14 protein-coding genes are annotated in these 12,059 nt (G+C 54.5%); 12 read left to right on the top strand and 2 right to left on the bottom strand.

The window, feature by feature from the left end:
- Position 1: 1 nt before the first annotated feature.
- The 10 genes from gspF (at position 2) to QWJ20_RS15780 (ending at position 8,007) form a co-directional block, all read left to right on the top strand.
- The gene (gspF, locus tag QWJ20_RS15825) at positions 2 to 1,228 is read left to right on the top strand and encodes a type II secretion system inner membrane protein GspF (protein WP_095700117.1); all 1,227 of its coding nucleotides are present in this window, start codon (positions 2 to 4) and stop codon (positions 1,226 to 1,228) included.
- A gap of 32 nt (positions 1,229 to 1,260) precedes the next feature.
- Positions 1,261 to 1,731, top strand: coding sequence for a type II secretion system major pseudopilin GspG (gspG, locus tag QWJ20_RS15820; protein WP_048329249.1), 471 nt, complete (start codon positions 1,261 to 1,263; stop codon positions 1,729 to 1,731).
- A gap of 274 nt (positions 1,732 to 2,005) precedes the next feature.
- Positions 2,006 to 2,572, top strand: a complete 567-nt coding sequence (gene gspH / locus QWJ20_RS15815; protein WP_095700116.1) for a type II secretion system minor pseudopilin GspH — start codon at positions 2,006 to 2,008, stop codon at positions 2,570 to 2,572.
- The gene (gene gspI / locus QWJ20_RS15810) at positions 2,569 to 2,934 is read left to right on the top strand and encodes a type II secretion system minor pseudopilin GspI (RefSeq protein WP_109411441.1); all 366 of its coding nucleotides are present in this window, start codon (positions 2,569 to 2,571) and stop codon (positions 2,932 to 2,934) included. The genes gspH and gspI overlap by 4 nt, the downstream gene beginning before the upstream one ends.
- Positions 2,934 to 3,584, top strand: a complete 651-nt coding sequence (gene gspJ / locus QWJ20_RS15805) for a type II secretion system minor pseudopilin GspJ (RefSeq protein ID WP_224073418.1) — start codon at positions 2,934 to 2,936, stop codon at positions 3,582 to 3,584. Before gspI ends, gspJ begins: the two co-directional genes overlap by 1 nt.
- On the top strand, positions 3,581 to 4,567 hold the full coding sequence (gene gspK / locus QWJ20_RS15800; protein ID WP_127156085.1) for a type II secretion system minor pseudopilin GspK: 987 nt from the start codon (positions 3,581 to 3,583) through the stop codon (positions 4,565 to 4,567). The genes gspJ and gspK overlap by 4 nt, the downstream gene beginning before the upstream one ends.
- Positions 4,564 to 5,841 carry a type II secretion system protein GspL gene (gene gspL / locus QWJ20_RS15795; RefSeq protein ID WP_433992969.1) on the top strand — a complete coding sequence of 426 codons (1,278 nt, stop codon included), beginning with the start codon at positions 4,564 to 4,566 and terminating at the stop codon, positions 5,839 to 5,841. The genes gspK and gspL overlap by 4 nt, the downstream gene beginning before the upstream one ends.
- Entirely contained in the window at positions 5,838 to 6,332 is a 495-nt protein-coding gene (gspM, locus tag QWJ20_RS15790; RefSeq protein WP_433992968.1) for a type II secretion system protein GspM, read from the top strand. The genes gspL and gspM overlap by 4 nt, the downstream gene beginning before the upstream one ends.
- Entirely contained in the window at positions 6,322 to 7,068 is a 747-nt protein-coding gene (locus tag QWJ20_RS15785) for a type II secretion system protein N (RefSeq protein WP_433992967.1), read from the top strand. Before gspM ends, QWJ20_RS15785 begins: the two co-directional genes overlap by 11 nt.
- A gap of 93 nt (positions 7,069 to 7,161) precedes the next feature.
- Positions 7,162 to 8,007, top strand: coding sequence for a prepilin peptidase (locus tag QWJ20_RS15780; protein WP_433992966.1), 846 nt, complete (start codon positions 7,162 to 7,164; stop codon positions 8,005 to 8,007).
- A 145-nt stretch (positions 8,008 to 8,152) separates the two neighbouring features.
- Here QWJ20_RS15780 and ypdK read toward each other — a convergent pair whose 3' ends face one another.
- Both ypdK and QWJ20_RS15770 read right to left on the bottom strand, forming a co-directional pair.
- Complete coding sequence (gene ypdK, locus QWJ20_RS15775; protein WP_099606229.1) at positions 8,153 to 8,227, bottom strand: membrane protein YpdK; 75 nt, start codon at positions 8,225 to 8,227, stop codon at positions 8,153 to 8,155.
- A 357-nt stretch (positions 8,228 to 8,584) separates the two neighbouring features.
- Positions 8,585 to 9,610, bottom strand: a complete 1,026-nt coding sequence (locus tag QWJ20_RS15770) for an LLM class flavin-dependent oxidoreductase (RefSeq protein WP_433992965.1) — start codon at positions 9,608 to 9,610, stop codon at positions 8,585 to 8,587.
- A 350-nt stretch (positions 9,611 to 9,960) separates the two neighbouring features.
- Between QWJ20_RS15770 and QWJ20_RS15765 the strand changes: the two genes are divergently transcribed.
- Both QWJ20_RS15765 and QWJ20_RS15760 read left to right on the top strand, forming a co-directional pair.
- Complete coding sequence (locus QWJ20_RS15765) at positions 9,961 to 11,025, top strand: ABC transporter substrate-binding protein (RefSeq protein WP_433992964.1); 1,065 nt, start codon at positions 9,961 to 9,963, stop codon at positions 11,023 to 11,025.
- Positions 11,022 to 12,059 (top strand): FecCD family ABC transporter permease, encoded by a 1,038-nt coding sequence (locus tag QWJ20_RS15760; protein WP_433992963.1) that lies wholly within the window; start codon positions 11,022 to 11,024, stop codon positions 12,057 to 12,059. Before QWJ20_RS15765 ends, QWJ20_RS15760 begins: the two co-directional genes overlap by 4 nt.

Raw genomic sequence — 12,059 nt, 5'->3', positions numbered from 1 at the left:
TATGGCACAGTACCACTATCAGGCGCTGGATGCGCAGGGGAAAAAATGCCGTGGCGCTCAGGAGGCCGACTCTGCCAGACAGGCGCGTCAGCTATTGCGGGAGCGCGGGTTGGTGCCGCTGTCGGTTGATGAAAACCGAGGCGACCAGCAGAAATCCGGTTCTACAGGATTTTCCCTACGTCGAAAAATTCGGATCAGCACCTCAGATTTGGCGCTATTGACTCGCCAGTTGGCCACATTGGTGGCAGCGTCGTTGCCGCTGGAAGAAGCGCTGGATGCAGTGGCGAAACAGAGCGAAAAGCCACAGCTGAGCCAGTTGATGGCGGCGGTGCGCAGCAAGGTCATGGAAGGTCACTCGCTGGCCGATGCCATGAAATGCTTCCCCGGCAGCTTTGAACGGCTGTATTGCGCGATGGTCGCCGCAGGCGAGACATCTGGTCACCTTGATGCCGTGTTGAACCGATTAGCGGACTACACCGAGCAGCGCCAGCAGATGCGCAGCCGCATTCAGCAGGCGATGATTTACCCGTGCGTATTAACCGTGGTCGCGATTGCCGTGGTCAGCATTTTGCTGTCTGTCGTGGTGCCGAAAGTCGTCGAGCAATTTATTCATATGAAGCAGGCGCTACCGCTTTCAACCCGCGTATTGATGGGGATGAGCGATGCCGTGCGCACGTTTGGGCCGTGGATGCTGCTGGCATTGCTGGCTGGTTTTATGGCGTTTCGCGTGATGCTGCGACAGGAAAAGCGGCGCGTCAGTTTTCATCGACGCCTGCTGCATTTACCGCTGATCGGCCGCATAGCACGTGGTTTAAATACGGCTCGTTACGCGCGGACGCTCAGCATTCTTAACGCCAGTGCGGTGCCGCTGTTACAGGCGATGCGCATTAGCGGCGATGTCATGAGCAATGACTATGCCCGTCATCGGCTCTCTCTGGCGACGGATGCGGTACGAGAGGGCGTCAGCCTGCACAAAGCGCTGGAACAGACTGCGCTCTTTCCCCCAATGATGCGCCATATGATCGCCAGCGGTGAACGCAGCGGCGAGCTGGACAGCATGCTGGAACGGGCGGCGGATAATCAGGATCGGGAATTCAGTTCGCAGATGACGCTGGCGCTGGGGCTATTTGAGCCTCTGCTGGTGGTCAGCATGGCGGCGGTGGTGTTGTTTATCGTACTCGCGATTTTACAACCGATTCTGCAACTGAATACGTTAATGAGTTCGTAAGAGAACCAACAATTGAATGAGGAAAAGTAAGGATGCAACAGTCTCAGCGTGGTTGTGGACAAAATAGTTATGGTCAGAGCGGTTATCGTCAGCGTGGTTTTACCCTGTTGGAGATTATGGTGGTTATCGTCATTCTCGGCGTACTGGCGAGTCTGGTGGTGCCTAATCTGATGGGGAATAAGGAAAAGGCGGATCGGCAAAAAGCCGTCAGCGATATTGTCTCTCTGGAAAGCGCACTCGACATGTACAAGCTGGATAATAACCGCTATCCGTCCACAGAGCAGGGGCTAAAGGCGTTGGTAACGAAGCCGACGGTACAGCCAGAACCACGTAACTACCCAGCCGATGGCTATATCCGTCGCCTGCCGCAGGATCCGTGGGGTACGGACTATCAACTGCTGAACCCCGGCCAGCACGGCAAGCTCGATATCTTCTCTCTGGGGCCTGATGGCATGCCGGGAACGGAAGATGACATCGGCAACTGGAATCTTGATAAGAAATAAAGACGTCGGTCTTTGTTGCAGATTGTTGACAAACCTATTTATTGAACGAGAACGGTAGTAACGGAATAGAAGAGTAAAGCGTTTGCGCCATGGATGGCGCAAGCCGAGCGTACAGGGACGTATTTACAGCGTCTTTACGATCTATCCGTTATTACCGCCATACGGACTTTGTCGGCAACCTCAAATAACTATGCCAGTCTTTATTGGTGACTGTTGCAAATGGGTTGTGGGTAGTTGCTATCGATGGCGGCGGGAAAAGGACGGCAAAAGCGCAATGAAGCGGTCAACGAGGAAGCAGCAGGGATTCACCCTGCTGGAAATGATGCTGGTCGTGTTACTGGCGGGCATCGCGGCTAGCATGGTTGTCATGGCGTTTCCTCCCGAGCGCCAGAATGACAGCGCCTGGCAGTTGGCTCGTTTTCAGGCGCAGTTAGAATTTGCCGCTGAAAGCAGTCAGATTAATGAATACATGCTGGGTGTTCGTATCCATCCCGATCGCTGGCAGTTTTATCAACTCCAGCGACCCGCTGCATCGGAAGGGACGCCGATCCCAAGCGGCGATCGCTGGCAGGGCTACAAGTGGCAGCCGTGGCAACCGCATCGGGTGAGCGCATCGGCGTCGTTGCCCGAGGCATTACGGCTTGAGTTACTGCAAGCCGATGGGAAAAAAGTGGATAAAACGCAGAGTGGTGACGACCCTGATATTCTGATTTTGCCCGGTGGAGAAATCACGCCTTTCCGTCTGCTCGTTAAGTCTAAAGACAAAGCGCTCTCGAATTGGCTCCAGGTGGATAACACCGGGCGATTTGTGACGTCGATGAGTCAGGGTAAGAAACGATGAAACGACAGAAAGGGATGACGCTGGTGGAGGTGCTGGTCGCGCTGAGTGTTTTTGCGCTGGCAGGTATTGCCGTTTTGCAGACGACAGCCAGACAGGCAAGCAGCCTGAGCCGGCTGGAAGAGAAGACGTTTGCAGGCTGGGTGGCGGAAAACCAGCAGGTTCAACTGCGGCTGGAACAGCGTTGGCCGGAAGCGTCATGGGTGAGAGGCGAGACGCAGTTCGCTGGCCTGCGCTGGCATTGGCGCTGGCAGGGCGTAGAGACTGGCGACCCTCAGACCAAAGCACTGGATGTGGAAGTGCGACGTAATAAAGACGCCTTTGCCGCCGATGCTTCCCTGCGCACCTATGTGGTGAAGCAATAATGGTTAGTAAAACAAGGATGTGTAGCCAAGTAAGAAGGGGGCGAGAGCCCGCGCGACAGAAACGCCAGCAGGGGTTTACGCTGCTGGAAATGATTCTGGCGATCGCTATTTTTGCGGCGCTGAGCCTCAGCGCGTTTCAGGTGCTGAACGGCGTGATGCGTAATGATGAAATTTCGCAGCGTAAAGCTGAGCGTCTGGCCGAAATACAGCGCGCATTTTCACAAATGGACAACGATTTCTCCCAGATGATCGCACGCGGCAGCAGAGGAAGTACCTCGATGTTTTACGCCGGTCGCGATCAGTTAAAAAGTGATGACTGGGGCGTCAGCTTTATGCGCAATGGCTGGCAGAACCCGTTTGGTATTCTGCCGCGTTCTGAACTTCAGCCTGTGGCCTATCGGCTGCGGGAACACACGCTGGAACGGTTAACGCATGTGACTCCTGACCCGATTGAAGGGCTCGATCCAGGCGTAAAACCGCTTCTCACACAGGTTGACGGGTTCCGCCTGCGCTTTTTCAGCAATAAAACCTGGCGCGATCGCTGGGACAACAGTACGCAATTGCCACAAGGGATTGAAGTGGTGCTGACCTTAAGGGATTACGGCGAGATGTCGCGTATATTTTTGATTACCACCGGGCCGGTTAAATGAGGTCGCGTCAGCGCGGCGCGGCGCTGCTGGTGGTGCTCCTGATTCTGGCATTAATGGTGACGATTGCCGCGGTGATTACGGAGCGCACAGGCAAAGCGTTTTTGCGCACCGAAAGTCATTTGAGCCGTCAGCAGGCGAAATGGTACGCATTAGGGGCGGAAACGCTAAGCGGGCAGATATTACAGCGCGATGCGCGGAGTATGCCGGGGCGTACGTTTGCCGGACAGAACTGGTCGCAGCCGGGGCTCCGTTTCCCCGTGGACGGTGGCGAAATCACTGGCCAGATTAGCGATGCGCGTACCTGCTTTAATGTGAATGCGATCAATCAAGGTGTGGATAACGAAAGCACGCTGGTGAAGACGCCTTATCCGGCGCAGGTTTTCCGTTTGCTATTGAAAAATCTGGGCGAGGAAACGGATCGTGCAGAAAAAATTACCGCGGCGGTGCGTGACTGGATTGATGCAGATAACTATCCGTCGGCGAACGGCGCGGAAGACGACGTCTATGCCACGCTGCCAGTGCCTTATCGTACCGCGAATCAGAGAATGAGTGAAATTAGCGAATTACGCTCAGTGTATGGCATTGACAGCGATCTCTACCGTCGGCTATTGCCCTATGTCTGCGCGCTGCCGGTGGATGCGATGTCCATTAATATCAACACGCTAACCGAATTTGATGCCCCGCTGTTATCCGCCGTGTTCCTGAACGAAATGACGATGTCGCAGGCAAAAGCGCTGGTGCAGCAGCGGCCACGTATGGGGTGGGCAAGTATTGAAGTTCTGCAACAAACTGGGCTATTGCCCCCGAATAGTAAAAATACTGCGCAGCGAGTGCTGGCAGTAAAAAGTGAATGGTTCTTTGTAAAACTCCAGGTGCGTGTCGGCGACAGTGATTTCCATCAACGTAGCTTGCTTCATCTGAGTGGACAAAAGATAGAGGTCGTGCAGCGGCAATATGGAGGATATAGGACGGTGAATCCATGAAAATAGCGGGAAAATGGAAGCGAAAAGCCGCAAAAACCCCATTAAATCGAGGAACGATCGCTCGGCATCCGTGCCTCATTGTTCGTCTTCCGGTAGAAGAGCTGGGAGAGATCGAATGGCAGGTGCGCTCATCCAATGGGGAAAGTTTACTGAGTCAGGGGCGCGGTAGCGTAGAGCAGGTTCGTCAGGCGCTGGCGGCCTATCCGTCCGTGACCTTCACCCGCGTTCTGGTACCGGCCACTGACGTGACGTTTTATACCCTGACGTTGCCCCGACAGGCCCGGCGTCAGCTGACGCAAGTCGTGCCGTTTATGCTGGAAGACCTGCTGGCGACGGAAATTGAAAAGCTGCATTTTGCTGTGCTGGAAATTCATGGCGATGACGGCACGGTTGCCGTGGTGGAAAAAAACCGGATGCAGCGTTGGCTGGCACAGTGTGATGCGCTGGGGCTCAGCGTCGATACGTTATTGCCTGACGCCCGCGTATTGCCGAAACATCAGGATGGCTGGAGCGCGTTGCAGCATGATGACATGTGGCTGTTTCGCCAGCCGACGGGCCATGCCATGGCGGCGGAGTCCTCCTGGTGCGGTGATCTGCTGAAAGCCGCTATGCCGCTGCCTGCGATATACAGCTACAGCGCGGCATCGGTCGGCGGTGAGCTGTCGCAGTACGAATGGCAGGAAGAGGGCGAGTGGAAGGCGCAGCCGGAAACGGATCTCTTCACGCTGGCGGCAACGGCACACTTACCTGCCTCGGTCGATCTGCGACAAGGCGACTATGCGCCGGAGAAAGCCTGGCAAAACACCCTGCTGCCGTGGCGCGGCGTCGGGATCGCGTTTGCCTGTTACCTCCTGCTGGTTGTGGCAGATGCTGGCTGGGCGCACTACCAGCTCTATCAACAGTCTGAACATTGGCGACAGGAAAGCGTGCGCACCTATCGGCAGATTTTCCCTTCCGAAACGAATGTCGTTAACCCGCGCGCGCAGATGCAGCAGCACCTGCAACGTACGGCAGCCGGAGGTGCAGGGAAAGCGCTGCTGGATCAATTGAATCCCTTACAGCAACTCATGACACAGAATAGTGCGATCAAAATTCAGTCGCTGTCTTACGACGGCGCTGCGGGTGAATTCCGGCTGGCGTTGCAGGGCACGTCATATCAGGAACTCGAGCAGTTTCAGCAGCAGGCTGCCGCTTATTATCAGGTACAGGCGGGAGAGATGCGGCAGGAAAACGATCGGGTTGAAGGCCGCTTAACGTTAAGGAGCCAGCAATGAATGAATTACGGCAACGCTGGCAGGCGATGAGCCCGCGTGAGCGTCAGCTTATGGTCGTGTGCGCGGCAGTGCTTCTGCTCTGTCTGGTGTATTACGCTATTCTCCAGCCGTGGCAGGAGCGGGAAGATCTGTGGGAGCGCACGATTTCCCGCGAGCAGCAGACCGTCAGCTGGATGCAGAAACAGGCTTCATTGATTCCGCAGGGAAATCAGGCAGAGGGGGATAATAGTCAGCGCGACGTCAGTCTGCCGATCTTGATTTCACAAAGCACCAAGCGTTACGGACTAAGCGTTGTGCGTTTGCAGCCGCAGGGCAGTCAGGCATCGGTGACGCTGGGGAAGAGTGACTTTAATAGTCTGCTGCGTTGGCTTGGCGAACTGGAACAGAAAAATGGCGTAAAAGTGATATCGCTGGACGTGAATGGCGTCGAGCAAAGCCCCGGAATGGTGGATGTCACCAGACTGATGCTGGAACGGGCGGATGAAGCTTAAGTCCGGCATCGGCGTAGGTATCGCTCTGGTTCTGGCCTATGGGCTGTTCCTGGCGAGCTATGCGCCTGCCCGTTTGCTCACCGCCGTGCCGCTGCCAGCCGGAATGGTGGTTGCAGAGGCTGCCGGAACGCTGTGGCAGGGGAATCTACAACGGTTTAGCTGGCGCACGTTAACGCTGGACGATGTGCACTGGAACCTCACCTTCTCGGGCTTTATGCCCGCGCTGGAGATCGCGTTTAAAAACCCGGAAGGCATTGCAGGCCGCGGGATCATTCGCGGCTGGCAGCAGCCGCAGTTTTATCAATGGCAGCTTTCTGTGCCAGCGGGCTATTTATTCAGCCATCTGCGTTTTATCGTGCCCATCGGCGCCGAAGGCAACGTTCAGCTCGATCTGCAAGAGGCGACGGTCGATCGTTCAGGCTGCCAGTCGCTGGATGCCAATATAACCTGGCCGGGCGCACGAGTGAAAACGCCGCTGGGCGGACTGGTGCTTGCGACACCTCAGGCTACGTTACGCTGCCAGCAAGGCGCGCTAGAAGCGAACCTGCGGCAGACCTCCTCACATCTGCAATTGTCTGGCAAAGGCAGCGTCACCCCGAAAGGCGAATATCGTTTCACGGGGCGGCTGAGTAGCGGAAATGACTTACCCGCGACGATGAAAAAGCTGTTGGCAACCATCGGTAAAGCCGACGAGCAGGGTGCCAGAATGCTGAATTTTCAAGGGCGCTTGCTGTAATTAATAGAGGTAAGCGTTGTTATTTTTGTGCCGTCGTGCGCAGAAATAAACTGCTCATTCATACCGTTTCTTTATCAACAATCAGGGACTAACGTGGACGATTTAAGGGAATTCGCACAGCTGTTTCCGGCGTGGTGGTTTGGGGCGCTGGGCGTGTTGGGGTTGATTGTTGGTAGTTTTCTGAACGTGGTGATTTACCGTTTGCCGATTATGCTGGAGCGTCGCTGGCGGCAGGACATCGAGCTTGAAGCGGGCATGGCCGATTCCGATCATGATACTCGCTACAACCTGTGGTGGCCGCCTTCGTCTTGCCCGCACTGCCAGCGGGCTATTGCAGTAAAAGATAATATCCCGCTATTCAGTTGGCTGTGGCTGCGTGGTCGCTCCCGCTGCTGTCATCAATCGGTGTCTGTGCAATATCCGCTAGTGGAAGTCATCACTATGCTGGCTTTTCTGACGGCGGGTTTGCTCTGGTTGCCCGGTATGGCGCTGTGGGGGGCATTGATTCTGCTGTCCTTCCTGCTGGTGCTGACCGTGATTGATATCAAAACGCTGCTGCTGCCGGATGTGCTTACGCTGTCGCTTCTGTGGATGGGGCTGCTGTTTAATTTATCGGAGACCTTTGTCTCATTGAATGATGCCGTCGTCGGCGCGATGGCCGGTTATTTATCTCTGTGGCTACTTTATTGGGTATTCAAATACGCAACGGGCAAAGAGGCGCTGGGGTACGGTGATTTTAAGTTGCTGGCTGCACTGGGTGCCTGGCTGGGTTGGCAGGCATTGCCGAATCTGGTTCTGGTGGCGGCGCTGAGCGGGTTGGTCGTTACTCTCGTCTGGCGCGGGTTGCGTAAAGAGGATACGGCTAAACCGCTGGCCTTTGGCCCCTGGCTGGCAATGGGCGGCGTGTTCAGCGTGATAATGAACGGATTCAATCTGTAGAGAATAACAAAGGCAATACGAGTCATCGGCTGAATGCCGATCGGCAGGCATAAAAATAGGCTGAGGGTATAAATACCATCAGCCTTTTTTATCTTTATCTGTGTGTGCCCTTCAATGAATAAATCTTTGCCGGGCAAATGACAGGTTATTCTACCATCAGCATAAAGGTACTCACCCAAACGACTAAACAGAATGAGATACCCATAAAAAAATACTTCACCGATTTATTCTCCAGCAGAAACCACGCCAGCAACGATCCCGATTGTGCGTTTTATTATGGAAGGAAATAATTACGCTGCCGATGATGTCACCGAAGGGTAATCTTTCCCGTTGTCATCACCAGAGTCACACTAGTTATGACGGGATCGGCGCTAAATCTACGCCGAGTGAGGGGGAGAATTCAAGAGGTCCAGAAACTATATTTTCAAAATAGCATTAAAAAGCGTTGAACCGTTTCAGGGACTGGGAAAACCGGGAGGATTCGAGTGAAAATAGCCCCTCAATCTTCCCGATTTTTGATGGTGTTATCGTTGGTTTGATGCCTATTGGATAGGCTTGAATGCGTTAGTCTGCTGGACTACGCTCGCCACCCCATCGAGGGTGCGACATGTTTCAGGATTGATTCGATCACATGCGCATTGTAATCCACGCCCAGCTGATTCGGCACCGTGAGCAATAGCGTATCCGCTTCGGCAATCGCTTCATCCTGTTTTAACTGTTGGATGAGTGCGTCCGGCTCGGCGGCATAGCTGCGGCCGAAAATCGCGCGTGTGTTTTCATCCAGAAAACCTACCTTGTCACTATCGTTACTGCTTCCGCCGAAATAGGCGCGATCGCGGTGATCCATCAAGGCAAAAATACTACGGCTGACGGAGACACGTGGCGTGCGCGTATGTCCAGCCTCAGCCCAGGCGGCCCGATAGGCACGAATTTGCTGTGCCTGCTGGATATGAAAAGGTTCGCCTGTTTCATCATCTTTTAGCGTGGAACTTTGCAGGTTCATGCCCAGCTTCGCTGCCCATACTGCCGTGGCATTCGATCCAGCACCCCACCAGATTCGTTCGCGTAACCCATCAGAATAAGGCTCCAGACGCAAAAGGCCTGGTGGATTCGGGAACATAGGCTGTGGATTCGGCTTTGCAAACCCCTCGCCACGCAACACATCCAACAGCACCTCGGTATGACGCCGTGCCATGTCTGCTTCTGATTCCCCTTCTGTTGGCTGGTAGCCAAAGTAGCGCCAGCCATCGATCACCTGTTCTGGCGAGCCACGGCTGATGCCGAGCTGCAAGCGTCCTCCAGCGATCAGATCGGCGGCGCTGGCATTTTCAGCCATATACAGCGGGTTTTCATAGCGCATGTCGATGACGCCAGTGCCAATCTCAATGCTTTTGGTTTTCGCCCCAATCGCGGACAGCAGTGGGAAAGGTGAACCTAACTGGCGGGCAAAGTGGTGCACCCGGAAATAAGCGCCGTCAGCACCCAGCTCTTCAGCGGCAACGGCAAGGTCGATAGATTGCAGTAGTGCATCAGCGGCGGAACGTGTACCAGACTGCGGCGATGGGGCCCAGTGGCCGAATGATAAAAAGCCAATCTTCTTCATAGGGTATTTATCCTTATACTCAGACAAATATTTAGCATATTCGTCCTGCACAGCAAGGTTCTATAGATCAGTAATAGAAGCACTCTACGCGATTAATAGTGGGAATAAATATCATTTTTTTAACGTAATAATTCAGTTTATCTGACTAATCGTTCGCAGAATTAATAGTCTATTGAACGGGCACTTTCTGATTTGCGCGGGTAAATAATCCTGTTGTTATTTGGAATAGAGCGTCACTCGGACTTCTCTACCTCCAAGTTGGTATCCAAATATTATTATGAGCGAGATCAGTATTTTCTTTGTCGCTATCGCTGTATCATTTTATATATAGCGAAAATCAGGATACCAACATGATAAAGAAATTTGGCTACACGCTGTGGGTTGCTGGGCTGTTTTTGGTGTTTTCTAACGCTTGGGCGGCGCGTCAGGTGACCGACCAACTCGGGCGCAATGTCACGATTCCCGACCACGTTAATCGCGTGGTGGTGTTGCAGCATCAAACCTTAAACCTGCTGGTGCAATTGGATGCACAAGAGAGCGTCGTGGGTGTGCTGTCCAGTTGGAAGAAACAGCTGGGCGAGCATTATGTGCGGCTGGCTCCGCGTCTGGTGGATTTGCCAATGCCGGGCGATCTCACGCAGGTCAATATTGAAAGCCTGCTGAAGCTGTCGCCGCAGGTGGTTTTTGTCGCTAACTATGCGCCGCCGGAAATGATTGCGCAGATTGAGCGAACGGGTATTTCGGTCGTGGCGATCTCGCTGCGTCAGGATCAGCCTGGAGAAGCCGACAAAATCAATCCTACGATGGGTGATGAAAACACGGCGTATAACGAAGGGCTTAAGGCAGGGATTCGGCTGATTGGTGACGTCGTTGAGCGTCAGAAACAGGCGGAAGCGCTGATCGACTATACGTTTACGCAGCGGCAAAACGTGAGTGCGCGTCTGGAGTCTATCCCAGAAGAAAAGCGAATCCGCGTGTATATGGCTAACCCAGACCTGACAACCTACGGTTCAGGGAAATATACCGGCCTGATGATGTCGTATGCAGGGGCGCTGAATGTGGCGGCGGCATCGATAAAAGGCTTCAAACAGGTGTCGATTGAAAATGTGCTGGCCTGGAATCCAGAGGTAATTTTCGTACAGGATCGTTACCCAGATGTAGTGAAGCAGATCGTCAACGATCCGGCCTGGCAGGCGATTGAGGCGGTGAAACAGCATCGCGTGTATCTGATGCCGGAATACGCCAAAGCCTGGGGTTACCCGATGCCGGAAGCGTTAGCGATTGGCGAACTGTGGATGGCGAAAAAGCTGTACCCTGAACGCTTCGCCGATATCGATATGCAAAAAGCCGCCGATGCGTATTACCAACGCTTCTATCGTATGGACTACCGTGTGGACGCCTCCGCGGCGCAATGAGGTATCGCACCTACCGGATCACGCTGCTCACGGTGGTGGTGGTCACGCTGTTGATCGCCGTGTGCTCACTGGGGATAGGGCGTTTTAGCTTATCCCCGTGGCGCATCGTCCAGATACTTGCCGAACCGCTGTCTGGCAACGATCTGCTGTTTGGAAAAAAACCGCTGCTTGGCGATATTGAACGGCAAGTGGTGTGGAGCGTGCGCTTACCCCGCGTGTTATTAGCCTGGTGTGCAGGCGCGGCGCTGGCGCTGAGCGGGGCCACGCTGCAAGGCGTTTTCCGTAACCCGCTGGTCGATCCGCATATCATCGGTGTGTCTGCCGGCGCGGCTTTCGGCGGCACGCTGGCGATTCTATTAAGCTGGACGCCGCTGCTTTTGCTGCTGTCTTCGTTTACGTTCGGCATTCTGGCGCTCTTGCTAATTTTCATGATGGCCGCCGCATTCGGCAAACAGAACGTGCTGATCCTGATTCTGGCGGGTGTCATCCTCAGCGGCTTCTTCGGTGCGTTGGTCAGCCTGATGCAATATCTGGCGGACACCGAAGAGAAGTTGCCGAGCATCGTTTTCTGGTTGTTAGGCAGCTTTGCCACCGCACACTGGAACTCGCTGATGACCATGGCGGTGCCGTTAATCATTGCTGGCGGATTACTGCTGCGGCTGCGTTGGCACATCAACGTGTTGTCGATGGGCGAGCAGGACGCGCGTGCGCTAGGTGTCGCCGTACAGCCCTTGCGTTGGCTGATTTTGAGCTTATGTGCCGCGATAGTCGCCGCGCAGGTGGCGGTCAGCGGCAGTATTGGCTGGATTGGGCTGGTGATTCCTCATGTCGCACGCATGCTGGTAGGGGCCGATCATCGTCGCCTTCTGCCAGTGTCACTGTGGCTGGGTGGAGGCTTCATGGTGCTGGTGGACGATCTGGCGCGCAATCTCAGTGAAGCGGAAATCCCGTTGGGTATTCTGACGGCGCTACTTGGTGCGCCACTTTTTGCCGTGCTGCTGTATAAAACACAGCGGCAGAGTCGAGGACGTTAG

Origin of the sequence: Pectobacterium sp. S5 (assembly GCF_051707265.1) — a bacterium.
Taxonomy (GTDB): Bacteria; Pseudomonadota; Gammaproteobacteria; order Enterobacterales; family Enterobacteriaceae; genus Pectobacterium; species Pectobacterium polare.
This window is presented reverse-complemented; position numbering and strand designations above follow the sequence as displayed.

Bases quoted from the DNA above. Each gene is read 5' to 3' on its own strand.
- gspF (WP_095700117.1), top strand. From the start codon at position 2: ATGGCACAGTACCACTATCAGGCGCTGGATGCGCAGGGGAAAAAATGC.
- gspG (WP_048329249.1), top strand. From the start codon at position 1,261: ATGCAACAGTCTCAGCGTGGTTGTGGACAAAATAGTTATGGTCAGAGC.
- gspH (WP_095700116.1), top strand. From the start codon at position 2,006: ATGAAGCGGTCAACGAGGAAGCAGCAGGGATTCACCCTGCTGGAAATG.
- gspI (WP_109411441.1), top strand. From the start codon at position 2,569: ATGAAACGACAGAAAGGGATGACGCTGGTGGAGGTGCTGGTCGCGCTG.
- gspJ (WP_224073418.1), top strand. From the start codon at position 2,934: ATGGTTAGTAAAACAAGGATGTGTAGCCAAGTAAGAAGGGGGCGAGAG.
- gspK (WP_127156085.1), top strand. From the start codon at position 3,581: ATGAGGTCGCGTCAGCGCGGCGCGGCGCTGCTGGTGGTGCTCCTGATT.
- gspL (WP_433992969.1), top strand. From the start codon at position 4,564: ATGAAAATAGCGGGAAAATGGAAGCGAAAAGCCGCAAAAACCCCATTA.
- gspM (WP_433992968.1), top strand. From the start codon at position 5,838: ATGAATGAATTACGGCAACGCTGGCAGGCGATGAGCCCGCGTGAGCGT.
- QWJ20_RS15785 (WP_433992967.1), top strand. From the start codon at position 6,322: ATGAAGCTTAAGTCCGGCATCGGCGTAGGTATCGCTCTGGTTCTGGCC.
- QWJ20_RS15770 (WP_433992965.1), bottom strand. From the start codon at position 9,610: ATGAAGAAGATTGGCTTTTTATCATTCGGCCACTGGGCCCCATCGCCG.
- QWJ20_RS15765 (WP_433992964.1), top strand. From the start codon at position 9,961: ATGATAAAGAAATTTGGCTACACGCTGTGGGTTGCTGGGCTGTTTTTG.
- QWJ20_RS15760 (WP_433992963.1), top strand. From the start codon at position 11,022: ATGAGGTATCGCACCTACCGGATCACGCTGCTCACGGTGGTGGTGGTC.